This window comes from Epilithonimonas hungarica, from assembly GCF_900102265.1.
In the GTDB taxonomy this organism is placed as follows: domain Bacteria; phylum Bacteroidota; class Bacteroidia; order Flavobacteriales; family Weeksellaceae; genus Epilithonimonas; species Epilithonimonas hungarica.
In genome coordinates, this window is sequence record NZ_FNBH01000001.1 from 1,249,384 (window position 1) to 1,272,243 (window position 22,860).

24 protein-coding genes are annotated in these 22,860 nt (G+C 36.3%); 10 read left to right on the forward strand and 14 right to left on the reverse strand.

The window, feature by feature from the left end:
- Positions 1–113 precede the first annotated feature (113 nt).
- The 8 genes from BLT30_RS05780 to tsaE all read right to left on the reverse strand — a co-directional run bounded on the left by BLT30_RS05780 (position 114) and on the right by tsaE (position 7,529).
- The gene (locus BLT30_RS05780) at positions 114–422 is read right to left on the reverse strand and encodes a DUF4177 domain-containing protein (RefSeq protein WP_089872243.1); all 309 of its coding nucleotides are present in this window, start codon (positions 420–422) and stop codon (positions 114–116) included.
- A gap of 75 nt (positions 423–497) precedes the next feature.
- Positions 498–1,343 carry a prephenate dehydrogenase gene (locus BLT30_RS05785; protein WP_089872245.1) on the reverse strand — a complete coding sequence of 282 codons (846 nt, stop codon included), beginning with the start codon at positions 1,341–1,343 and terminating at the stop codon, positions 498–500.
- Positions 1,344–1,632: 289 nt separating this feature from the next.
- Entirely contained in the window at positions 1,633–3,909 is a 2,277-nt protein-coding gene (locus BLT30_RS05790) for a cation:proton antiporter (protein ID WP_089872934.1), read from the reverse strand.
- A gap of 115 nt (positions 3,910–4,024) precedes the next feature.
- Positions 4,025–4,732, reverse strand: a complete 708-nt coding sequence (locus tag BLT30_RS05795) for a LytR/AlgR family response regulator transcription factor (RefSeq protein WP_089872247.1) — start codon at positions 4,730–4,732, stop codon at positions 4,025–4,027.
- The gene (locus BLT30_RS05800) at positions 4,707–5,480 is read right to left on the reverse strand and encodes a histidine kinase (protein ID WP_089872249.1); all 774 of its coding nucleotides are present in this window, start codon (positions 5,478–5,480) and stop codon (positions 4,707–4,709) included. Before BLT30_RS05800 ends, BLT30_RS05795 begins: the two co-directional genes overlap by 26 nt.
- A 3-nt stretch (positions 5,481–5,483) precedes the next feature.
- On the reverse strand, positions 5,484–5,855 hold the full coding sequence (locus BLT30_RS05805) for a DUF4258 domain-containing protein (protein ID WP_089872251.1): 372 nt from the start codon (positions 5,853–5,855) through the stop codon (positions 5,484–5,486).
- A gap of 9 nt (positions 5,856–5,864) precedes the next feature.
- On the reverse strand, positions 5,865–7,064 hold the full coding sequence (locus BLT30_RS05810) for an alanine dehydrogenase (protein WP_089872253.1): 1,200 nt from the start codon (positions 7,062–7,064) through the stop codon (positions 5,865–5,867).
- Positions 7,065–7,121: 57 nt separating this feature from the next.
- Positions 7,122–7,529, reverse strand: a complete 408-nt coding sequence (gene tsaE, locus BLT30_RS05815; RefSeq protein ID WP_089872255.1) for a tRNA (adenosine(37)-N6)-threonylcarbamoyltransferase complex ATPase subunit type 1 TsaE — start codon at positions 7,527–7,529, stop codon at positions 7,122–7,124.
- A gap of 126 nt (positions 7,530–7,655) precedes the next feature.
- Between tsaE and dnaG the strand changes: the two genes are divergently transcribed.
- The 10 genes from dnaG (at position 7,656) to BLT30_RS05870 (ending at position 18,317) form a co-directional block, all read left to right on the forward strand.
- Positions 7,656–9,581, forward strand: coding sequence for a DNA primase (gene dnaG, locus BLT30_RS05820; RefSeq protein ID WP_089872257.1), 1,926 nt, complete (start codon positions 7,656–7,658; stop codon positions 9,579–9,581).
- Between the two features lie 72 nt (positions 9,582–9,653).
- Positions 9,654–10,331, forward strand: coding sequence for an ATP-dependent Clp endopeptidase proteolytic subunit ClpP (gene clpP, locus BLT30_RS05825; RefSeq protein ID WP_027382678.1), 678 nt, complete (start codon positions 9,654–9,656; stop codon positions 10,329–10,331).
- Positions 10,332–10,652: 321 nt separating this feature from the next.
- Positions 10,653–10,907 (forward strand): hypothetical protein, encoded by a 255-nt coding sequence (locus BLT30_RS05835; RefSeq protein ID WP_089872261.1) that lies wholly within the window; start codon positions 10,653–10,655, stop codon positions 10,905–10,907.
- A gap of 236 nt (positions 10,908–11,143) precedes the next feature.
- Positions 11,144–12,526, forward strand: a complete 1,383-nt coding sequence (locus BLT30_RS05840; protein WP_089872263.1) for a dipeptidase — start codon at positions 11,144–11,146, stop codon at positions 12,524–12,526.
- A gap of 57 nt (positions 12,527–12,583) precedes the next feature.
- On the forward strand, positions 12,584–13,285 hold the full coding sequence (locus BLT30_RS05845; RefSeq protein ID WP_089872264.1) for an SDR family oxidoreductase: 702 nt from the start codon (positions 12,584–12,586) through the stop codon (positions 13,283–13,285).
- 223 nt (positions 13,286–13,508) lie between these two features.
- A complete protein-coding gene (locus tag BLT30_RS05850) occupies positions 13,509–14,255 on the forward strand; it encodes an electron transfer flavoprotein subunit beta/FixA family protein (RefSeq protein ID WP_089872266.1) in 747 nt (248 codons plus the stop codon).
- Positions 14,256–14,387: 132 nt separating this feature from the next.
- Positions 14,388–15,335 carry an electron transfer flavoprotein subunit alpha/FixB family protein gene (locus tag BLT30_RS05855; RefSeq protein ID WP_089872268.1) on the forward strand — a complete coding sequence of 316 codons (948 nt, stop codon included), beginning with the start codon at positions 14,388–14,390 and terminating at the stop codon, positions 15,333–15,335.
- Positions 15,336–15,687: 352 nt separating this feature from the next.
- Positions 15,688–16,293, forward strand: coding sequence for a bifunctional nuclease family protein (locus tag BLT30_RS05860; RefSeq protein ID WP_089872270.1), 606 nt, complete (start codon positions 15,688–15,690; stop codon positions 16,291–16,293).
- Between the two features lie 22 nt (positions 16,294–16,315).
- Complete coding sequence (locus tag BLT30_RS05865) at positions 16,316–17,695, forward strand: nucleoside permease (RefSeq protein WP_089872272.1); 1,380 nt, start codon at positions 16,316–16,318, stop codon at positions 17,693–17,695.
- A 49-nt stretch (positions 17,696–17,744) separates the two neighbouring features.
- Positions 17,745–18,317, forward strand: a complete 573-nt coding sequence (locus tag BLT30_RS05870; protein ID WP_089872274.1) for a hypothetical protein — start codon at positions 17,745–17,747, stop codon at positions 18,315–18,317.
- A 16-nt stretch (positions 18,318–18,333) separates the two neighbouring features.
- Here BLT30_RS05870 and BLT30_RS05875 read toward each other — a convergent pair whose 3' ends face one another.
- The 6 genes from BLT30_RS05875 to BLT30_RS05900 form a co-directional block, all read right to left on the reverse strand.
- Positions 18,334–18,660, reverse strand: a complete 327-nt coding sequence (locus BLT30_RS05875; protein ID WP_139166580.1) for a DUF6804 family protein — start codon at positions 18,658–18,660, stop codon at positions 18,334–18,336.
- A gap of 107 nt (positions 18,661–18,767) precedes the next feature.
- Positions 18,768–19,745, reverse strand: a complete 978-nt coding sequence (locus tag BLT30_RS05880; protein WP_089872278.1) for a chorismate-binding protein — start codon at positions 19,743–19,745, stop codon at positions 18,768–18,770.
- Positions 19,746–19,756: 11 nt separating this feature from the next.
- The gene (locus tag BLT30_RS05885; protein ID WP_027382667.1) at positions 19,757–20,188 is read right to left on the reverse strand and encodes a PaaI family thioesterase; all 432 of its coding nucleotides are present in this window, start codon (positions 20,186–20,188) and stop codon (positions 19,757–19,759) included.
- Between the two features lie 64 nt (positions 20,189–20,252).
- On the reverse strand, positions 20,253–20,825 hold the full coding sequence (locus BLT30_RS05890) for a 1-acyl-sn-glycerol-3-phosphate acyltransferase (protein ID WP_089872280.1): 573 nt from the start codon (positions 20,823–20,825) through the stop codon (positions 20,253–20,255).
- A gap of 245 nt (positions 20,826–21,070) precedes the next feature.
- Complete coding sequence (locus BLT30_RS05895) at positions 21,071–21,928, reverse strand: GLPGLI family protein (protein ID WP_245707120.1); 858 nt, start codon at positions 21,926–21,928, stop codon at positions 21,071–21,073.
- On the reverse strand, positions 21,918–22,835 hold the full coding sequence (locus BLT30_RS05900) for an alpha/beta hydrolase (protein ID WP_089872282.1): 918 nt from the start codon (positions 22,833–22,835) through the stop codon (positions 21,918–21,920). The genes BLT30_RS05895 and BLT30_RS05900 overlap by 11 nt, the downstream gene beginning before the upstream one ends.
- Between the last annotated feature and the right edge of the window lie 25 nt (positions 22,836–22,860).

The window sequence follows — 22,860 nt, forward strand, 5'->3', positions numbered from 1 at the left end:
GCTCAAGCCGGCCGGGCTGCAGGTTCAGTATAAAAACAAGATTAGTCATAGGATACAAACTTGGTCATTCCGTAGGAATCTTGACTACTATTGAATGACAAAGATTATGAGTCTTATTTTTTACGCTTAAATACAAAACTAATTTCTGAGGTCCTTACATTGGGTTGTAAGCCGGTTACATATTCATTATTCCCAAAATTAGGATGAACGGTTTCTATTTTTGAAAAAACATCAACTAGTTCCCAGCCTTCATCACCCAATGAATTAAGAGAGCTATTTGATATGTCAATTTTTTTTGATGTAAACGTTGCCAATGCATCTTGTTCAGTTCCTTTGAATATAATTGTTTTATATTCCCATTTTGAAGTGCAAGAAGTAAAGAATATAGTTAAAATTAATCCAACTAAAAATAATTTTTTCATTTTGTTAGTAGTTTGTTTCTAACAAAACTAATTTATTCTGATATTCTTTTCTTACGGAAATCCGTAATCTGAAAACTACTTATCCAAAATTCCCCGAATCTTATTCGCATTTCTGATCAACTCTTCCAGATAATCAAAATTCTCCTTCTCCAAAGCAGATTTGAATTTTCTAAGCTGTGTAATATGTTCGTTCAAGACATCCAAAACATTTTCTTTGTTCTGACGGAAAATAGGAACCCACATTTCGGGATGAGATTTTGCTAAACGGACTGTACTTGAGAAACCGGAACTTGCCAATTGGAAAATCGTGTCTTCCTCACGTTCTTTTTCCAAAACGGTATTGGCTAACGCATAAGAAGTGATATGCGAAATATGCGAAATGTAAGCCGTGTGAATATCGTGCGCATCGGCATTCATATAGATGGGATGCATTTCCAAAGTTTCGATGACTTTTTCTACAATTTCCAAAGCATTTTCATCAGATTCTTCTTTGTTGCAGATCACGGCTGCTTTTCCTGTGAAACTGTCTTTGGTCGCTGCATTCGGACCGGAGTTTTCTGTTCCCCACATTGGATGGAAAGCCACGAAACGTTTTCTCTTCGGATGATTTTTGATAGAATCTACAATTCCTGATTTTGTAGAGCCAACATCCATTACAATTTGTTTTTCATTGATCAAATCCAGAATATAGGGTAAAATTTTCTTGGCAGAATCTACCGGAACCGAAATAATAATCAAATCAGAATTCCTGATTCCATTTTCAAGATCCGCTTTTTCATCAATGATTTTGAGTTCGAGTGCTTTGTTGAGATTTTCTTCATTTTGGTCAATTCCGTAAACGAAATTGGTGAAGTTTTTTTCTTTTAATTTTAGTGCGATGGAACCTCCAATCAATCCTGTTCCGATAATGCCTATCTTCATCTGTAATATTTTCTGTTAATATTTCAAAACAAAAAACCCCGTCATCAGGACGAGGTTTTGATATTTCTACATACGAATCCTAATCCTGTTCCAAGGTCTGAATTGCGTAATAATATGTTGTCTTTGTTGTTTTCACAAAACGAAGATAGAAATTAATTTATTAAAATTCAAATTAAAAACTTTATAATTTACCACATAGACACATAGTTTGTAAAGTCTTTAATTAAGACGAAATAACTATTTAAACTTTTTAATATCAATAATTCTATGTGTCTATGTGGTTTTTAACTTATGGATTCGAAACAATTAAAGTGGATGGAATGTCAGACAGCCAAAGACTTTTTGTGTCGATAAGACTTTTCCAGCTTTTACTGCTGATCAGCATCAGGTCCTGTGATGCCAGAAAGTCTTTCTCAATCGTTTTCTCGTTGTAAAGTGTGATGTGATTTGGTGCGATATGCTCGATGTTTCTTATCAATTCACGGATTTCCGTATTCTTACGGATTTGTCCGGCTGCATCCAGAATGATAACCTGAGAATCGTTGTTGTTGATCAATCTTTTTGCATATTCAACCAAATAAAAATCGCTCAAATCAAAGATCGGAATAAAGATTCTATCTGCACTTTCGAAGTTTTTATCAACCATTATTCCAACAGGAATATTGGTTTTATCCAGAATACTCAATGTAAAATCATCAAAAGGAGAGGAGTTGAAAATGTAAGATCTTCCTTTTACTGTGTTCAATAATTTTTCTGGATTGATGATTTTAGTTGTGAAACCAAGCAATTTTCCAAGCAGAGTACCTTCATAGATCGATTTTCCTAGCATTATCAAAAGCAGATCATAATTACCTTTATTAGTAATATTGATCAGATCATTTTCGATGTCTGTTGAAGCTTTGAAAAGCGTTGTGACTTCCAGTTTCAGCTCGTGGGAAGTATCGATGATATTTTCGAATAGACCTTTTTCATAATCTTCGATATCAAAAGCGTGTAGTTCATCAACAGGAGCAATATTCATTGCAGTTACACTTTTGTTTCCGTTCATTTTATGAGTGAAATTATCGGACAATTTCAATAATGTACTTCCAGACTCTGGGGTGTCAAATGAAAGAAGAATCTTGTACTTTCCACTGTTTTCATCGGTTTCTTCATCAACCATCGATTTTTTTCCCTTGAAAATAAAATTGATCAAATCTAAAGAAGGCCCTGTCATAAATGTCGTGAACAACGCCATTATAACCATCATAGCAAAAATCTCAGGACTCAAAACTCCTAGATCATAACCGATATTAAGGACAATCAATTCCATCAGACCTCTCGTGTTCATCAATGCTCCGATGGTGAGGCTGTCTTTCCAGTCTATTCTTAGAAATTTTGCAGTTAGTGCACTCCCAATGAATTTTCCTGTGACAGCGGTCGCAATTATCAAACCGGCAATCATCCAAAGATGTTTGTCATTCAGTAACCCTATTTGAGTTCTCAATCCGGTAAATACGAAGAACAATGGAAGTAATAAAACCAAAGCAACATCTTCAACTTTCTCAATGAAAAGATTTCTGAATTTCACATTTTCCGGCATTATCGCACCCGCCATAAATGCTCCGAACAATGCGTGAATCCCAATAACCTCTGTCGCATAAGCAGAGATGATCAATGTCAGAAAGAAGATAGCCACAATAGATTTATTGATGATCCCTTTTCCGACCTGTAATTCTCCAATTCTTTTCAGGAAAGGTCTTACGATCTTTATCATCAGGAAAACGTAAGCAATCGCCATAAGAATTACGTAGATTGAACTAGCGAAAGAACCAGCTTTTACAATGGCAATCACAGCCGCCAAAATACACCAGGCTGTAATATCATCCGCTGCTGCACAAGTAATGACTATGGTTCCGAGCTTGGTTTTCTGAAGGTTTCTTTCCTGAACGATTCTTGCCAAAACAGGAAAAGCTGTAATACTCATAGCAATCGCAATAAACAACGCAAACGAACTGAACTGGATTCCGTCTGGTGCAAATTCTTTATAAATGAAGTAAGATAATCCAATTCCCAGAGCAAACGGGATAATTATACTTGCGTGGCTGATGACAACCGCGTCGTGCGCCTTTTTCCTGAGGACACTCAAATCCAGCTCCATCCCGACGATATACATAAAAAGGATCAAACCGATCTGACTCAAAAACTGTAGATTTCCTAAAGATTCTTTTGGAAATAGGAAAGCGGAAAACTCCGGGAAATATAATCCTAAGAGTGAAGGCCCGAGAACAATTCCTGCAATCATTTCTCCGATTACAGAAGGTTGTTTCATCTTCATACAGATCCAGCCAAATAATCTTGCAACCAGAATAATTGTCACGATTTGCGCCAAAAGCAAAGCTAACGGATGATGGAGATTGGTTGAAAAGGATTCGACAAAGTTCTCCCAAATCGTACCTTTTGATTCTTTGATGACAATATTTTCGCCAGCTTCCAGCGTTTTTCCTTCTATCAGAAACCAATATACCAGACAGGAGAAGAACGCAATTGTAACTGTGTAAAATATAATATTCCTGTACTTTTTCATATTCAATTTCATTTAGATCTTACGTATTTTCAAGATGTAAAATTGAGAAGTTTTTGAATGCGAAATTCATCTTCGATTGAAAAATGTAATGAAACGGCTGAATTCTGCGCTGAAATTATTTCGAGAGTTTTTCAGAAACCTGATTCCTAAAAACATCGCTGACAAGCAATTTCAAAGGATTTCCTTCAGGGGAATTGATATCCAGGATAATTTCAGATGAAGAAACAACCTGAATGTGCTGAATATTGACCATTTCTTTTTTGTTGATCTGAACAAAGTTTTTCTGCGGTAATAATTCGAATAAATTTTTGAAACTTAGGTTTTTAAGAATAATTTCCGAATTGTTTTTTAGTTTCAAATCTTTATCTCGGCTATCGATTTCAGATGTTTTGATATAGATAATGTCGTTGACGAAAATTCGGGTTTTCCCAAGATTGGTATTCCATTCAAAGAACTGATTTTTCTGATGTTCGTTAAGTAGTTTTCCTGCCTTTTCAAAAGCTTGTTGCAGACGTTCTTTTTTTATCGGTTTTCTGACGTAATCAACCACATCTAGGTCAAAAGCTTCCGCCGCATATTCTTTGTATGCTGTCGTGAAAATAATTTTTTTGTCCTTGACCAATTCGGCAACTTGAAGCCCGTTCATTCCGGGCATTTCGATATCAAGAATGCAAACGTCGCAATCGATGTCATCAATTTCTTGCAAGAAGACTTTAGGATTATTGAAAGCTTTCACAACTCCGATTCCTTCAATCTGGTCGCAGAGAAGTTTCAAATAGCTGATTGCCAATAACTCATCATCCAGAATAACGCATTTTATCATAAAATTCTGAAAGATTAATGGTTAATTGCGCTGTGAAAACATCATTGCTGATATTTTTACTGAGTTTGTAATGGTTTTTATAGATCAATTTCAATCTTTGGTCAAAAGATTTGCTTCCGAAACCGCTATTTTCTTTCTCAAGTGGTTTTTTGTCTGAGATTTTGTTGGAAACTTTCATTTCAAATTTTCCGTCTTCGAGAATCAGATTAATTGAAATAAAAGAATCTTGAGCCAGAAAATCTGTGTGTTTAAAGGCATTTTCAATCAAATCAACAGAAATCAACGGAGCAAAAACTTTCTCAGAATAGATAGGGTCTTCTTTGTTGATTTTCGTCTTGATCCTGAAATCAAATAACGGATTGATTTTGATCTTGTTGATTTCGATAAGGTTCATTGCAAAATCCAACTCTTCTTTTGGACTCACAAATTTATTGCTGCTTTCGTAGAGAATATAATCCAGAATGCTCGCCAGTTTATCCAACGAAATGTACGTCTGATAAGCGTGCGACTGAACTGAATTGAGAATATTTTTGAAAAGATGCGGATTGAGTTTGGTCTCGATATGTTCCAATCTTACGTTATCAAGTTTGCTTTCAATCGCTTTGTAATTGTCTTCGAGGAGCTTGTTTTTTGTTTTGGCGGATTTGTATTTTCCGAACAGGAAAAAACTGAGGGCCAATAAGAAAAAGATGACGAAAATCCCACCAAACAGAAGATAATCCGGAAGTAAGAGATTTTTGCCGCTCATTTTTTATTTTAATTTTTTGAATCCCGTAAATTCTGCTTTTTCTTTACATTTAGAATAATTGATCTCAAATCTGGAATCATTTTTCGGATACAGAAGAACGTATTCCGGGCAAGGTTGTTTTTGAGCCTGGCTTTTGTCAAAATCAATTGCTCCGTTAGTAATTATTTCGTCTTTCAGTTGTTTTTCAGATATCTTATTCGCTTCCATTTCTTTTTTGAAATTTTCGGAATAAGAAAAATCTTTGGTCAAAGTCTCTGCAATGACCCTGTCATTCGGGAAATAAGAGCAGCTCGCACCTTTCTGGTTGAGGACAAAGAAAACGATCAATAATCCCGGAACCAATCCGATGAAATAGAATTTAAGTTTTTTAAGCATTAATGAGTTTTAGAAAATCAGAAGATTGATATCGTGATAAGGAAGTTCGAACCTGTTGCAAATCATTTGTTTCGTATGCCTTCCTTTGTACATATAAAGCGATTGCTTGATTTCGTTTTTGTGGATCAGCATATTCTCGAAGCCGCCTTCTTCGTCATAACCTAAAAGATAACTTAAGAAGAAATTGCTAACAGCTTTCGTCGTAGTTCTTGGCATTCTGGATGTCAGATTCGGTAAGCCACAATGGATGACGTCGTGTTTTACAATGAAAGGTTTTTCTGTCGTAGTAAGCTCTGACGTTTCGATCACTTTTCCATTATCGATCGTAATGTCGATAATAACGCTACCTTTTTTCATTTTCATTACCATATCTTCTGTAACAATTGGAGATAGGTTAAGTCTTGGCAAAGCTCCGATCACAACGTCGGCTCTTCTGAGAGATTTCGTCAATTCCTTTGGATCGATAACGGATGTCGGAACGCGGCTGTCTACCAAAGTATGAAGTCTTCTCAGTTTTGAAAGCGAATTATCAAAAACCTTGACACTTGCGCCTAATCCAATTGCCGCTTTTGTTGCAAATTCACCCACGATTCCTGCTCCGATAATCACAACTTCCGTTGGTCGAACGCCTGTAATTCCGCCAAGCATCAATCCGTTGGACATCGCCAGTAGTTCCGATGCGTATAGGATTGAAACGCTTCCTGCGATTTCGCCAATCAATCTTACCAATGACAATTGCTTATATTCATCCATTATGAACTCAAATGCAATCGCATTGACTTTTTTGCTGGCCAATTTCAGGAAATATTCTTTGTCTCTAAGGTTGATCTGTAAAGCTGAAATCAAATAGGTCATCGGTCTGAGGTAATCGATTTCCTCTTCCGTTGGTGGATTGATTTTCAGGACCAGATCCTGGGAAAAAGCCACTTTTGGGTCGTTCGTAATCTCTGCGCCAGCTTCAGAATACAAGATATCAGTGAAGTGAGAACCTTCTCCGGCACCACTTTCTATAATGACTTTGTGACCGTTGTTTACAAGTATCTGAACGGCATCCGGAATAAGACAGGTTCTTTTCTCATTAAGGCAAGTTTCTTTCGGAACACCTATACTAAAGGTCTTTCCAGGTTTTTTTACAACTTCTAGTTTCTCTTCTTTCGGAATCAACTCTTCCTCGGAAAAAGGTGTAAATATGGTAGATGTACTGCTCATAAAAAACGAATCATTGTTCAAAATCTAAAGCAAAGATAAAACAATTTACTATTATTATTAATTAAACTCGATCTCTCTTCCGGATTCTGTATTGGTGATGGTCATCTCGTGGAAGTCATAAGCTTCCAGCTCATCCATATAGATTTCCGGCCATTCGATGATTGATAGAAAGGCATTGTCAAGATATTCTTCTATTCCGAAATCGTATGCCTCTTCCACGGATTTCAATCGATACAAATCGAAATGATAGATTTTTCCTTCTGGCGTATCATATTCATTAACAATTGAATAAGTCGGAGATGATATTTCATCCTGGCTTCCCAATTCTTTAAGCAGATATTGTGTGAAGGTTGTCTTTCCTGCACCAAGATTTCCCTTGAGTAATAAGATATTGTGCCGCAGATTTGGAATGATTTGATTGACAATGTCTTTCCATTCTACCAGTTGATGAATTTTGAATTGCATCTTGATTTTTTTTACAAAAATAAACTTTTCAACTTTTTAATGGATGATTGTTTCCGATGATAATAAACTTATCTATAAATTTACCGTTCCAAATTTTATAATAATAATTTCAAATCATTTTCTGAGTTGATCACCAAAGAAACCATCGACAAGATTTTTTCCACCATCAGGGTAGAGGAGATCATCGGCGAATATGTTCAGCTGAAAAGAGCAGGCTCCAACTTCAAGGGGCTGAGTCCTTTTCATGAAGAAAAATCGCCAAGTTTTGTCGTTTCTCCCAGTAAGCAGATCTGGAAAGATTTCTCGACTGGGAAAGGTGGAACTGCGATTTCTTTCCTGATGGAAATCGAGAATTTTACTTATCCGGAAGCTCTTCGCCATGCAGCAAAAAAGTACGGGATTGAAATTAAGGAAGATGTAAAAGAATACTCTGAGGAACAAAAACAAGCGCAGACAGAACGTGATGTTCTTTACAAGATCCACGAAGTTGCGAACGATTTTTTTCAAGATCAGCTCTGGAACTCGGAGGAGGGAAAGATGATCGGTTTTTCCTATTTTAAGGAGAGGGAACTGCGAGATGACATTATCAAGAAATTCCAATTGGGATATTCGCCGGAAAAGAAAAATGCATTTACAGAATTTGCTTTACAAAAAGCTTACTCCAAAGAGATCCTGGAAAAATCCGGACTTTCCATTTTTCCGGAAAATACGCCTTCCGGAATTGACCGGTTCCGCGACAGAGTTGTTTTCCCTATCCATAGTTTTTCAGGAAGAGTTCTTGGTTTTGGAGCAAGGATTCTCAAGAATAATGTCAAAACGGCAAAATATCTCAATTCCCCTGAAACCGAGATCTACCATAAATCAAATGTCTTATATGGTCTGAATCAAAGCAAACAATCCATTTCCAGAAAGAATCTTTGTCTTTTGGTAGAAGGTTATATGGATGTTGTATCGCTTCATCAATCCGGGATCGAAAATGTTGTGGCAAGCTCTGGAACATCTTTGACGACGGAGCAGATTAAACTAATAAAAAGATTAACGGAAAACGTAACCATTCTTTTCGATGGCGATAATGCAGGAATAAAAGCGAGTTTCCGAAGCATCGATATGTTGCTTTCCGAGGGAATGAACATCCGTGTTCTGCTTTTCCCGGATGGCGATGACCCGGATTCTTTTGCAAGAAAACATCCGCAGGAATTTGTTGAGAATTTCATTGATCAAGAAGCTAAGGATTTTATCGATTTCAAAGCGGAGATCCTTCTTCGTGATGCCGGGAATGACCCGATCAGAAAAGCAGAATCTATCCGGGATATTGTGAAGTCTGTTGCATTTGTCCAGAATGCTTTGAAGCGTGAAATTTACCTGAAAGAAGTTTCGAATAAATTTGGACTCAGCGAGCAGAGTTTATTCAACGAACTTCAGATCCAAACCAGTGTTACGCATCAGCAGGAACCAAAAACTGCAGTAGCCGAGAAAAAAGCACCACAAAAATTAGAAATTGTTCAGGAAGCTTTCACATCAATAAATCCACTTTTGGTACTGGAAGAGAAATTGGTAGACCTGATGTTGAAGTATGGCGATGTTGTTTTGGATAGAAAAGATCCTGACGGAAATGATTATAAGATCACTGTAATAGAAGAGGTTCTTGGCCATTTGGAGGAAGATGAATGTGAGATACAATTGGATATTCATAAAAAGATCGTTTCCGAGATCAAAGAAGGTATTCTCCAAAATGAGATAAGATCGGGCAGTTTTTTCTTCAATTTTATGGATGAAGAAGTTTCTGGAAAACTGGCCAATGCATTGATCGATAATTATCAGACCAGCAATTGGAACAAGTTCAATATCTACTTTAGTTCAGAGGAAGAGGTACTCCCAAAGATGGTTGCGGATATTGTTCTGAGACACAAAAGAGAGTATATTGTAAAATTGATCAATGACCTTAAAAATTCTCTCAGTGACGAGAATGATAATACTCAAATTTATCAACAAATAATCCTTCTGACTCAACTAAAAAATAAATTGGACAGCGAATTATTTCGTATTTTGTGACAGAAAGTCCTATTTTAGCAAAGGAATAGAAATTGCAAACTCAATACTGATTTAAAAATAACCAAATATAATATGGACATTAAAAAAGAATTCAGAGATTTCTCAGTAAAACATATGGGAAACAACGGTCTGGTAACCGATCAATATATGGGAATGTTCAACCCGACCAATCTCACGCCTTACATTATGGAGGAAAGAAGAATGAACGTTGCGCAGATGGACGTTTTTTCAAGATTGATGATGGATAGGATCATTTTCTTAGGAACAGGTATCGACGATCAGGTCGCTAATATCATAACAGCGCAATTGCTGTTCTTGGAAAGTTCAGATTCAGCGAAAGATATTCAGATCTATATCAACTCTCCTGGAGGAAGCGTTTATGCGGGATTGGGGATCTATGATACGATGCAGATCATCAAGCCTGATGTTGCAACGATCTGTACCGGAATTGCCGCTTCTATGGGAGCTGTACTATTGGTGGCAGGAGAGAAAGGTAAACGTTCTGCTTTGAAGCACTCTCGAGTGATGATCCACCAACCTTCTGGTGGGGCGCAAGGTGTAGCTTCTGATATGGAGATCAATTTGAGAGAGATGTTGAAACTGAAAAAAGAATTGTATGACATCATTTCAAACCACTCCGGACAAACTTACGAATGGGTCGAGAAAGCCTCAGACAGAGATTACTGGATGACATCTACCGAAGCTAAAGAATTCGGAATGGTGGATGAAGTTCTCGAAAGAAAAAAATAAAAAATAAAACCTGATTCACTTGAGTCAGGTTTTTTTATAATAATTGACTTCGTGGAACCAATTCGTTAGGTTTGGGCACCTTTATCCGCCCTCCGTTCCCGCTTTTTTCTTTTTTTGAGAAAAAAAAGAAAAAGAGCTCCACTCAGGTCGGGGCGCGCTTCGCAAAGTAGAAATGTTGATCTTTGGATTTTAGTTTTGAAATAAGATCGAGGTGAATTAATTAGACTTATTATATAATACATTTGTACAATATACATTTTACAAAAATAATTTTGCAGAAAATCTCAATTTCACTACTTTTGACACGTTAAATTATAAAAAATGAAAAAATCTGTAATATTGTTGGCTTCTGCTATCTTAGTTGTATCTTGTGATCTTCCTGCTGGCGGGAACAAAGGACGTTTGAAAAAAACGGATGAAGTAGTAAGATACGATGACCCAAACGCCCCTCACGGAACTTACCATCCAACTGCAGATTCTACAAAAGCTGTTTCTCACGTTGTAGCAGATTCTGTAAAAGTTTCAACGCCTGAAGTAAAACCAACAACAGAAGAAGCTCAAAAAGCTGAACATTAATAAGAATTTATAAAAATATTATAACAAAAAATGTCTTGCGTATGCAGGACATTTTTTATTTTTACGAACCTCAATAGAAAAATGAAAGTAATAATGAACTTTGTTTTTCTTTATTGAGTTTTACGTCTTTGCGAATCTTAAAATATCCTCAATAATTTTTTTAAAAAAACTTTGCGGACTTTACGTTCAAAAAAACAATTTTTAAAATCATAGACTAATCATTTATCATTAATAAAATGAGTACAACACAAACATACATCCAAGAAAACAAGCAACGTTTCCTTGATGAATTATTTGATATCCTTAGAATTGCCTCCATCAGTGCAGACCCTGCTTACAGATCCGAAGTTCTGAAATGTGCCGATGAGGTTGCGAGACATCTTAAGGTTGCCGGAGCAGACAATGTGGAGATTCTTCAGACAAAAGGTTATCCAATTGTTTTCGGAGAGAAAATTATTGATGCTAATTTACCAACAGTTCTAGTTTACGGACATTACGATGTCCAGCCAGCTGACCCATTGGAATTATGGACAAGCGACCCATTCGAGCCGGTTGTGAAAACAACTGAACTTCATCCAGAGGGTGCTATTTTCGCAAGAGGTTCTGCGGATGACAAAGGACAGTTCTTTATGCATGTCAAAGCATTCGAAGCAATGATGAAAACCGATTCTTTGCCTTGTAATGTCAAATTTTTGATTGAAGGAGAGGAAGAAGTTGGTTCTGCAAGTTTGGCAGATTTCCTTGAAGACCATAAAGAAAAATTGAGTTGTGATGTCATTTTGATTTCTGATACGCATATTTATTCTAATGAGCAGCCTACGGTTACAACAGGTTTAAGAGGTTTAAGCTATGTTGAAGTTGAGGTGGAAGGTCCGAATCGTGATCTGCATTCCGGGCTTTATGGTGGCGCAGTTCCGAATCCGATCAATGTTCTTTCAAAAATGATCGGAGATCTGATCGATGATAATGGACATATTACAATCGATGGATTTTATGACAATGTCTTAATTGTTTCCGATGAAGACAGAAAAGAAATGAACAAACTGAAAGATGATCAGGACAGTTACAAAAAATCAATTGGACTGAATGATATTCAGGGAGAGGAAGGTTACACGACTTTGGAAAGGGCTTCGATTCGCCCGACTTTGGATGTTAACGGGATTTGGGGCGGTTATACAGGTGAAGGTGCAAAAACAGTAATAGCTTCCAAAGCTTTTGCTAAAATATCAATGAGATTGGTTCCAAATCAAACGCCGGAAGAAATCACGGAAAAATTCACAAAACATTTTGAGAGAATTGCTCCGAAAAGTGTGAAAGTAAAGGTAACACCACACCACGGAGGAATGCCTTATGTTTTAGAAAGTAACACCAAAGAATTTTTAGCGGCTAAAAAGGCAATGGAAAAGGCTTTCGGAAAAGAGGTCCTTCCTTACAGAAGTGGAGGAAGTATTCCAATTACATCACTGTTTGAGAAAGTTCTTGGTGCTAAATCTGTATTGATGGGATTTGGTTTGGATTCTGATGCTATCCATTCACCGAACGAACATTACGGATTGTACAATTACTATAAAGGAATAGAAAGTATCCCTTATTTCTTTGAGTTTTACGCTCAAGGTTAAGAAAATTGAAGACAGTTTAGGCTGTCTTTTTTTGTTTAATATTAATAAAATCAAATTATGTCAAAAGTCGTATATATCACAGGGGGGACCAAAGGAATTGGTTTCGGAATCGCAGAAGTGTTACTGAAAAACGGTCACAAAGTGGCTATCAGCGGAAGAAAACAGGAAGATGTTGATAAGGCTGTTTTGGAGCTTAAAGGAATCTCAGAAAGTGTATTTGGTGTTAGCTCTGATGTTCGAAATTTCGAAGATGAAGAGAATGCGGTTTCCAAGATTGTTGAAAGATTCGGCAGCTTGGATGTTGTAATTGCCAATGCAGGGCTGGGAATCTTCAAACCCGTCGATGAATTGAGTATCGAAGATTGGAATGCAATGCAGGAAACAAATTTGACAGGCTGTTTCTACACATTAAAAGCATCGGTTGAAGAGCTGAAAAAATCACAGGGCTATTACATTACGATCGCAAGTCTTGCAGGAACTAATTTCTTCGAAAATGGAGCCGGTTACAATGCTTCCAAGTTCGGTGTTGTCGGTTTTACGCAAGCTGCGATGATCGATCTTAGAAAATACAATATCAAAGTTTCTACGATAATGCCTGGTTCTGTAGCGACCTATTTCAATGGAAATGTGCCATCCGAAAAGGATGAATGGAAAATTCAGCCGGAAGACATGGGGAATCTTGTTCTTGATATGCTGAACATGAATCCTCGTGTTTTGCCAAGTAAAATTGAGTTCAGAGCAAGTCAGGTGAAAAAATAAAAAGAATTGATTTTTTTGAAAATTCGATAATTTGACCTTGATTTTTGTTATACCTAAAAGCTGATCAAATTGCTTAAAACGGACAAAATTATTTATAAAGAGTCTAAATACCCTTTTATTAAAGCGGTTTCCGATACTATTTAATAAATAACAATAAATTATGCATGCATAGTATTTTTTATATATATTAGCACAGTTAGTAAAATAAAAACATCATCTTAAAATGAAAATATTAGTTTGTATCAGTAGCGTTCCGGACACTACAAGTAAAATTAATTTTACAGCAGATAAATCTGCTTTTGACAAAAACGGAATCCAATGGGTTATTAATCCTCTGGACGAATTTGCTTTAACGAAAGCTATAAAATTACAAGAATCCCAAGGTGCAACTGTAACGGTTGTAAACGTTGGAGATGCAGGGACAGAAGCTGTTATCAGAAAAGCTTTGGCAATCGGTGCGAATGATGCAGTAAGAGTAAACACAGAAGCAAAAGATAGTTTCTCTGTAGCAAAAGAAATTGCAAAAGTGGCTCAGGATGGCGGTTACGACCTTATCCTTACAGGAAAAGAATCTATTGACTATAATGGTGGAGCAGTTCCGGGAATGGTAGCTCAATTGCTTAATATTCCTTTCGTGAATGCAAGCGTTGGATTAGATGTGAATGGTTCAGAAGCGACTGCTGTAAGAGAGATCGAAGGTGGGAAAGAAACTATTTCTGTGAAATTACCAGCTGTTGTTGCAGGACAAAAAGGTTTGGTTGACGAAAAAGATCTGATCATTCCAAATATGAGAGGAATTATGTCTGCAAGAACAAAAACGCTTAATGTTGTTGAGCCTTCAAATTCTGAAGTGAAAGTGGAAGCGGTTTCTTTTGACAGTGTTGCGCCAAGAGCAGCTGTGAAATTGGTTTCTGCAGATAACCTAGATGAATTAGTAAGATTACTTCACGAAGAGGCAAAAGTGATATAAATTATAGACAATAAGATAATAGACAAATAGATAATAGAAAGAGATTCAAGAAAAAAAACTTCTCAATCCCAATCGAGTTATCAAAGTCTATCATCTATTCGTCTTTTATCTTTTAATCTAAAAAATAAAATTATGGCAGTATTCGTATACGCAGAAAATATAAACGGAGTTTACAAAAAAGCAGCATTTGAAGCTGTTTCCTATGCAAAAGCAATTGCAGCAAAAACTGGAGATTCAGTTACAGCGATTTCCATTAATCCTACAGATTCTCCAGAACTATTATATAAATATGGAGCAGACAAAGTCATCAATGTAAAAGATGCAGGTCTTAAAGATTTTAGCGCTAAGGCTTATGCTGAAGCGGTTGGTCAAATTGCTGACGGAAACATCATTGTTTTTCCTCATACAACAGACGCTTCTTCTGTTGCCCCGATGTTGGCAATTCAGAAAAATTATTCTTTGATAACCAATGCAATTGATGTTCCGGAAAGTACTTCTCCTTTCCAGGTAAAAAGAAGAGCTTTTTCTGGAAAAGGATTTATGCATGCAAAAGCTGATGCAGCTGGCGTTATCGTGACCGTTTCTCAGAATGCTTTCGGCGTTAAAGAAAATCCAGCTTCGGGCTCTGAAGAAGTGAAAGAATTAAGCATTGCAAATGAAGATACAAAAGTCATCAATCACGAGCAGTCTTCAGGGAAATTAGACCTAAAAGAAGCGGAGATCGTTGTTTCTGCCGGCAGAGGTCTTAAAGGTCCTGAAAACTGGGGAATGATAGAAGATCTGGCAAATGTCCTTGGGGCTGCAACTGCTTGTTCAAAACCGGTTTCCGATATCGGTTGGAGACCTCACACAGAGCACGTTGGACAAACCGGAAAAGCAATTTCACCAAATCTGTATGTTGCCGTTGGTATTTCCGGTGCGATCCAACATTTGGCAGGAGTCAACAGTTCTAAGACGATTGTTGTTATCAACAATGATCCGGAAGCACCTTTCTTCAAATCTGCGGATTATGGAGTAGTGGGCGATGCCTTCCAGATCATTCCTGCATTGACGGAGAAGATCAAAGCTTTGAAAGCTTAATAAATTTCAAAATAGAATCAAAACCTGAGTCAATGGCTTAGGTTTTTTTGTTTTTAGGAAATATAATCTGGGCATCTTTATCCGCCTGGAGTTTATCCTGAGCTTGCCGAAGGGCTCCCGATCCTTTTTGTTCGCCTTGCTTCGCAAAAAAGATTTCCACTCAAACCTGACGAAGTGTTCATCGATCCAAATAAAAAAATAAATGTAATTGAGATAAGTCGGACTGCTGCAATTCAACGCTTTAAGGATTCAGAATCAGAAATGCTGAATTATTTAATGATTTTACTACGCAAACGATGTAAAAATCTACAATTCCTTAATGGAAATTAACAAAAAATTTTATATTTGCTAAATGGATTATAAAAGATTAATCATTAGAGGGATCTCATACAGCCAAACCCAATCGGGAGCTTATGCGCTGTTGCTGGAACATGAAGAAACATCAGTCAAACTGCCTGTTGTTATAGGTAATTTCGAAGCACAATCCATTTCACTGGGATTGGAAAAGGATATCAATCCGCCACGTCCGCTAACCCACGATCTATTCACGCAATTCGTTAAAAATACAGGTTTCAACATCGATTCTGTGATCATCTATCAAATAAAGGACGGTGTTTTCTTTTCAAATATCAATTTCAAAAATCCATTGTCGGACGAAGAGCTTATTTTAGATGCAAGAACTTCGGACGCTGTTGCAATGGCTGTAAGATTCGATGCACCTATTTTCACGACTTCTGATGTCTTGAATGAGGCAGGGATTTTATTAGAGCTAGATGAAACACCAAAAGTTGGGGATGAAGAAGTCATTTCTGATGAGGTTTCAGATTTCAATGATCTGTCAGGGATCTCTTCGGAAGAGTTGGATCAATTATTGGCTGATGCTGTAAGGGAAGAAGATTATGATACGGCTCTCAGATTACAGGAAGAGATCAAAAGAAGAAATAAAAAAATAGAATAACAATATAATATCAATTTAAGATATGAGTCTAAAACTACGACTGACTATACTTAGCTTTCTGCAATTCTTTGTTTGGGGAGCTTGGCTGATAACGATGGCAAACTTCTGGTTTGGAACCAAACATTGGGATGGAACACAATTTGGAGCTGTGTTCGGAACTATGGGTATTGCCTCTATCTTTATGCCAACTATCACGGGAATTATTGCAGATAGATGGGTAAATGCTGAGAGGATCTATTCTGTCTTGCAGATTTTATATGGAGTAGTGCTTTTCATTTTGCCACATTCTGAAACGCCTAATTCGTTCTTCTCTGTAATGTTGGTCGCAATGTGTTTCTATATGCCAACCATCGCTTTGACCAATTCTATTTCTTATACGATATTGAAAAACAGTCATTTGGATGTAGTGAAGGATTTCCCACCAATTAGGGTTTGGGGAACTATCGGGTTTATCGTTGCCATGTGGATCACGAATCTTACAGGTAACAAGTCTTCTGAAGGGCAATTCTATATTGCTGGAGGTGTTGCTGTTTTATTAGGCCTCTATGCTTTGACATTACCTAAATGTCCTCCGCAGAAATTAATTGATAAAAATGCACCACTTTCAGAACAATTAGGGTTGAATGCTTTCAAACTTTTTGGAGATTACAAGATGGCATTGTTCTTTTTGTTTTCCATGCTACTAGGAGCCGCTTTGCAGTTAACCAATGCTTATGGAGATGTTTTCCTGAGTGAGTTCGCCCATTTTCCTAAATATGCCAATTCTATAGTTGTAGAAAAATCTACAATTATTATGTCTATTTCACAGATCTCGGAAACCTTATTTATTTTAGCAATTCCATTCTTTTTGAAAAAATTTGGAATCAAGAAAGTAATGTTGATCAGTATGTTGGCATGGGTTCTTAGATTTGGACTTTTTGCTTATGGAGATCCGGTAACAGGACTTTGGATGATTATACTTTCTTGTATTGTTTATGGGATGGCCTTTGATTTCTTCAATATTTCAGGTTCACTTTTTGTAGAAACCACTACCGATAAGAAGATCCGTTCTTCGGCACAAGGTCTGTTCATGATGATGACCAATGGTTTTGGAGCTGTAATTGGTAGTTATGTTGCAGGGTGGGCTATAGACAGATTTTTTACACTTAAATTTACTACAGCATCAGAGTTGGCAAAATATTTGGAAACAACTCCCAATGATTCTACTTTTGTGGAGATTCTGAAAAATTCGTTTAATTCTGTCGTTGGTGCGGATGGAACTTTATCAAATATTGTATTAGTTAAAGACTGGCAACATATTTGGCTGTATTTTGCGTTATATTCTTTAGTGATCGCTATTTTGTTCGCAATATTTTTCAGACATGAGCATTCACCTTCTGATGTAAAGAACATTGGTCATTAATCAAATCTTGAGACTTTTATGTCATTAAAATAAGCATGAAAAAGCAATTATGAAAAAGACAATTTTGAATTTAACAACGGTTTTCTTTATGGTTATAGCAGTCATTGGTGTGAGCAGCTGTAGTAAAACAGAAGACGCAGTTGAGGATATAACTGTTCCTGTGCCATTATCGATCAATACAAATACTGAAATTGAAATTCCTTTTGCAGTTTCAACAGAAGAAGTAGTATTTCCGGATATGCCTCTCAATTTGGATGTTGAGGCCAAGATCAAGGAAAAATTCCCTGCATTATCTATAAATAATTTGAAATCTGCAAAGTTATCAAGTTTTAGTATAGATTTTCTTTCTTCTTCGAATGGAGATTCCATTAAGCTAAACAAAGTTTTGAGTGCAAAGTTATTGATCAAGGCTCCCGATCTTTCTGATAAAGAAATTGCAACTGTTGAAAACAATACGAGCGAAACTTCGCTTAACTTCACTCCGCTTGCTGATGTAGAATTAATGGATTATTTGAAATCTTCAAATCATTCTTTATATTTAAAAGTAAAAGGAACCGAGGCGGCCGCGACACAAATGAAAGTAAGGGTCAATTCTGCTTTCACGATACAAGTCGGTTTGTAAAAAAATAAAGATGATCTTATAGGTCATCTTTTTTTGTGAAATTATTGTCATAAGGATTTTCTTCCGCAAACAGAATATTCAGTATCATCCCAATGATTACAATGGTATTGATAATTAGCCATAAAAAATGTGGAAATGGAATTGAAAAGAAGGGGTTGTAAATGATAACTAATGTTGCAAATATCTTGAAATCTGTCTGATTTCTTCTATTGAACGCATCATAAGCCAGCCAACCAAATCCAACGAATAGAAAATACCCAGAAAGCCTATAGAAGAGATAGGGCATGCTTAAAAAGCATAGAATCAAAATGCCTGTTAAAATTAATTTTAGAAGCTGATTCATATTTCTCAGTTTCATGTAAAATTAATAAATTAATATTAATTCCTAACTTTTTGTATGAATTAGGTTTAAATAATATTATTTAATTATAAAATTTGATTTAATATTGATTATTCGAAAACAAGGTTGTTTTGAATCGCAAGGGATTTCAGTTCTGTTTCATCCCATTCTTTATGAGGGTCGCTTTTCAAAGTAATTCCTCCACCAACAAACAGAAATGCATAATTTTTAAAGAAACTCGCACAACGAAGATTTACGAAATAATAGATGAAATCCTCGGTTTCTACTTTGATATATCCAGCATAAAATTCGCGGTTAAAGTGTTCGATGCTTTTTATCCCTTGTGCGCAGAGTTCTTTTGGAAACCCACAAACAGCTGGAGTTGGATGTAATTCAGAAATGATCTTATCCAGACTTTCCGGACTTATCTCTGCAGAAAAATCTGTTTTAAGATGCTTGATATTTCCGGATATCATATCTTTTGTAGATGACACTTTCAGATCAGATGAGAATTTTTTCAGAATAGACTGTATATAATCTGTGACTGTTTTCTGTTCCTCAATTTCTTTATCAGTCCAGTTTTCTTCTACAGGAACAGTTCCTGCAACACTCATGGTTTCGAAGGAATTATTTCTTTTATTGAATTTTCCCAATACTTCCGAAAAACCTCCCATCCAGATTTCTCCATTTTTTTCAAATAAATAGCAAAATGCGGAAGGATAACTTTCACAAAATTTCAGAAAACTCTTTGTCATCGATAACTTTTTCTGAGCGTCGATGTCAAGGTACATCAGAAGTTTTCGTCTGGAGAGTACCAATTTTTTAAGCTCATTTTTCTCAATGAAGTCCTTGGCCTGTGAGATTTTCAAAGCATAGGATTCAAGTGTTTCTTTTGCGATCTCTATGAAAGAACTTTTACTTTTTGGGGAAACATTCAGATCTTCAATATCATTTCTAGAGATTTCCTTGATGTTTCCTTTAAAATCCAGAATTGTCTTTGTATCAAAACTTACAAAAGAAACGTTGACGTCCGAAGTATTATCAACAGAGAAAAATTTATCGTTATCGGGTAATTTGAAAATGAGCATTAACAAAAATATTAAACTTTCCCGACAGGAACAATGTTATTCGTCATAGTTGTGTGATTGATAAGATGACCTTTCTCATCACGGATCTCGATTTGAGACACGTGCATTGTATTGCCTTTTCTGATAAAGGTTGCAGTTCCGGTAACGATACCATCTCGTTTTGCCCTCAGGTGATTACTGTTGATATTCGTCCCGACCGGAACAGATTTTGAAGTGTCCAGATTAATGAGAGAAAGACAAGAACCCAATGTCTCTGCCAAAACACAGCTTGCGCCGCCGTGCAGAATACCATAAGGTTGATGAACTCTGGAATTAACTGGCATTGTAGCTGTAAGATGGTCATCGGAAACATCAGTATAAACGATTTCCAGAGTTTCACCCAAAGTGTTCTTGCTGGCTTTGTTTAGACGGTCAAGTATTTCTATTTTTTTTGCTTCGTCCATTTCTTGGTTTTGGGGTTAAAGTTTACTGTTCCTAATGTTAGAACTCAGGATTTCGAATCTTGAATTAATAAATCTGAGGATTCCAGTTTTCAGGATGTTTTGGAGTAATATCATGTTCGATATAAAAGTTCTGGATCTCTTCCATGATCTCCTCAAAAGTATGGGTCTCCAATTTTTCATAAGGAATTTTATAACCAAGATTGATGGTCTTCCTTTTGTAATCTCCTCCTGCTAAAACGATAGGGACTTTTGCGGCCAGAGCCATATTATAAAAACCTTTTCTCCATTTCGGAACCCAGCTCCTTGTTCCTTCTGGTGTTATTACCAAGCTGAAATCATCCTTCTTGAATTCGTTAGCTACAAAATTAACAAGGTCATTTTTTTGGGAGCGGTCTATTCCAATTCCGCCAATCCCTTTTACAATTGCACCATACCAAGCTTTTGTATGAGCATCTTTGATAATGACTTTAAGTTTTTTTCCTAATGTCCAATACGCAAGGTTACCTAGGATATATTCGCTGTTGTCTGTGTGTGGAGCAACAACAAGAATACATCTGTCCAGATTGTTGACATCGCCCTGAAGAACAACTTTCCATCCGATGATTTTAAGAATGATTTTAGCTAATATTTTTTTCATAAAAAAAAGTATAACCATAACGGTCATACTTTACAAATTTACAAAATATGTTTATTCTTAAGAAATATCTAAGTATTCTTTATGTCTCAAAACAGGTTGCTGATGAAATCTACGATTTTGATTGCGATTTCTAGTACTAATTGAATCATTTTTTAATTTTTTATAGTTAGAAGTTTATTTCTCAAACAAATTTAATAATAATTTTGCTTCTTAAATAATCAAAGCGTTAAAATTTTATTAAATTATCAATTTATTACAGGATATACCACAGCATTTTTCAAATCCATAGGATTGTTATTCTTGGCAATGAAATTCTGTATAACTTTCGCGGCATCTTTGAACTGTTCTTTGCTTGTAATTTTCGTTCCTCCGACTTGGAAAGTTCCAGGAGGCACATCATCAAATTTTTGTCTCATCTCTTTTGTTGGGTCATTGTAGAACTGAAGCATCATTTTGTGCATATTGGCAATGGACACCGAAACTGGTTTTTTTCCTGCAAAGCTTTCAAGAAAGTCTGATGTGTCATACGTTTTCTCCAGTTTTTGGCTTTTTGCCAATTTGAAGAAAAAGTTTTCTTTACTATCATTCAATTCGAATATCAAACCAGGTAATCCTCGGAATTTGTAAGGACCTTCGGAAATGTTGATGTCTTTGCAAAACCAAGCCGTCCAATGTCTTCCTCCAAAATCTGTTGTCGCTTTTTGAAGTGTGTATTGTCCGGAAGTTTTGGTTTCTTTCTCCAGTTTCCAATCCATTTTGTCTTCGGTGTTGTAAGAAAAATAATCCATCATCATCTCGTAATTGGTATTCTGGTAGGAATTTTTAAGTCTTCTTAAGGTTGGGATGTCTGGAGATGCGCTATGATTGTTGCCTCCTTTTTTGTTCAGAGAATCATTGATGATGTTTTCATAGTTATAGAATTTTACATCTTTCGGATTGATATCAAGAGCCATATTCACATTTCTATAATTAGTAGAAGAAGAATCCGGCTTGAATTTGTACTCGTAAATAAAACGATGCGTTTGCGCTTTTGATAGATTGGTGAGGAATATCAAAAGTAAAAAAGTATAGAGTTTCATATTGATAGAGATTTTATTTAACATAACTTTTATAATTATCCACGATAAGTTTTGCTACTAATTCTGGATTTTGATAATGTATGCCATGGGAATATTTTGGTAACAGAATGATCTTGCTGTTGTCATTGTCTTTGATCAGGTCAGAAAAATGCTGTATTCTGAGATTATCATATTCTTTCCACCAAGCTTTAAAATTGATTCCCAGATTTAGATTTTTGTTCAACTCTTCATCCGGAGTTTCAATATATTTGTTGTACGAAATGATAACTGTTGTGGCAATGTCTTTGTTCAGCGCTGGCAGATCTGTATATTCGATAAAAAAACCTTTGGAATTTGAGTTTAATGCTCTTATAGCATCATTTCTGGTTCCCTGGCTGACATTTTTATTCTGTGACAGCGATTTTATTATGATGGTAGAAATTTCCCGATATCCGGTTTTGCTTTCAGATTTTATCCTTGCCCTTTCATCTTCCTCTTTTGTTAACATAAAATCTGTCGGGTCTGATAAAACCAGTCCGGAGACCTCATGTGGAAACTTTGCTGCAAATAGCCTGATGTAAGGTCCCCCAATAGAATGTCCAACAAGTAGATATGGAGGTTTTATGTTGAGTGTTTGCAACATACTATGCAGTCTTTCTACAAGTTGGGAATCTGAGAGAACCTTTGGGTCAGCATCAGAATTTCCAACACCAGTTCTTTCATATTCTATTCCTCCAATGTTAGCCGGCAGATACCGGAGGATAGGGTCGAAGGTACCACCTCCTAATCCAGCTTCGAACACCAAAATAGGTTCTCCATCTTTTCTGTTTTCAAGATTGAAAGTTTTGTAGGACATTTTTTTGCCTTCAACAGATACGAGTTTACTATCGCTATGTTGAGCAGAAGTTGGTAAATAACCAATTATCAAAAGTAAAAAAGTAAAGAGTTTCATATAAATTTTGTGATTCGATGGTTTT

Coding starts and splice junctions, on each gene's coding strand:
- BLT30_RS05780 (WP_089872243.1), bottom strand. CDS start 422: ATGAAAAAATTATTTTTAGTTGGATTAATTTTAACTATATTCTTTACT.
- BLT30_RS05785 (WP_089872245.1), bottom strand. CDS start 1,343: ATGAAGATAGGCATTATCGGAACAGGATTGATTGGAGGTTCCATCGCA.
- BLT30_RS05790 (WP_089872934.1), bottom strand. CDS start 3,909: ATGAAAAAGTACAGGAATATTATATTTTACACAGTTACAATTGCGTTC.
- BLT30_RS05795 (WP_089872247.1), bottom strand. CDS start 4,732: ATGATAAAATGCGTTATTCTGGATGATGAGTTATTGGCAATCAGCTAT.
- BLT30_RS05800 (WP_089872249.1), bottom strand. CDS start 5,480: ATGAGCGGCAAAAATCTCTTACTTCCGGATTATCTTCTGTTTGGTGGG.
- BLT30_RS05805 (WP_089872251.1), bottom strand. CDS start 5,855: ATGCTTAAAAAACTTAAATTCTATTTCATCGGATTGGTTCCGGGATTA.
- BLT30_RS05810 (WP_089872253.1), bottom strand. CDS start 7,064: ATGAGCAGTACATCTACCATATTTACACCTTTTTCCGAGGAAGAGTTG.
- tsaE (WP_089872255.1), bottom strand. CDS start 7,529: ATGCAATTCAAAATTCATCAACTGGTAGAATGGAAAGACATTGTCAAT.
- clpP (WP_027382678.1), top strand. CDS start 9,654: ATGGACATTAAAAAAGAATTCAGAGATTTCTCAGTAAAACATATGGGA.
- BLT30_RS05835 (WP_089872261.1), top strand. CDS start 10,653: ATGAAAAAATCTGTAATATTGTTGGCTTCTGCTATCTTAGTTGTATCT.
- BLT30_RS05840 (WP_089872263.1), top strand. CDS start 11,144: ATGAGTACAACACAAACATACATCCAAGAAAACAAGCAACGTTTCCTT.
- BLT30_RS05845 (WP_089872264.1), top strand. CDS start 12,584: ATGTCAAAAGTCGTATATATCACAGGGGGGACCAAAGGAATTGGTTTC.
- BLT30_RS05850 (WP_089872266.1), top strand. CDS start 13,509: ATGAAAATATTAGTTTGTATCAGTAGCGTTCCGGACACTACAAGTAAA.
- BLT30_RS05855 (WP_089872268.1), top strand. CDS start 14,388: ATGGCAGTATTCGTATACGCAGAAAATATAAACGGAGTTTACAAAAAA.
- BLT30_RS05860 (WP_089872270.1), top strand. CDS start 15,688: ATGGATTATAAAAGATTAATCATTAGAGGGATCTCATACAGCCAAACC.
- BLT30_RS05865 (WP_089872272.1), top strand. CDS start 16,316: ATGAGTCTAAAACTACGACTGACTATACTTAGCTTTCTGCAATTCTTT.
- BLT30_RS05870 (WP_089872274.1), top strand. CDS start 17,745: ATGAAAAAGACAATTTTGAATTTAACAACGGTTTTCTTTATGGTTATA.
- BLT30_RS05875 (WP_139166580.1), bottom strand. CDS start 18,660: ATGAATCAGCTTCTAAAATTAATTTTAACAGGCATTTTGATTCTATGC.
- BLT30_RS05880 (WP_089872278.1), bottom strand. CDS start 19,745: ATGCTCATTTTCAAATTACCCGATAACGATAAATTTTTCTCTGTTGAT.
- BLT30_RS05885 (WP_027382667.1), bottom strand. CDS start 20,188: ATGGACGAAGCAAAAAAAATAGAAATACTTGACCGTCTAAACAAAGCC.
- BLT30_RS05890 (WP_089872280.1), bottom strand. CDS start 20,825: ATGAAAAAAATATTAGCTAAAATCATTCTTAAAATCATCGGATGGAAA.
- BLT30_RS05895 (WP_245707120.1), bottom strand. CDS start 21,928: ATGTTAAATAAAATCTCTATCAATATGAAACTCTATACTTTTTTACTT.
- BLT30_RS05900 (WP_089872282.1), bottom strand. CDS start 22,835: ATGAAACTCTTTACTTTTTTACTTTTGATAATTGGTTATTTACCAACT.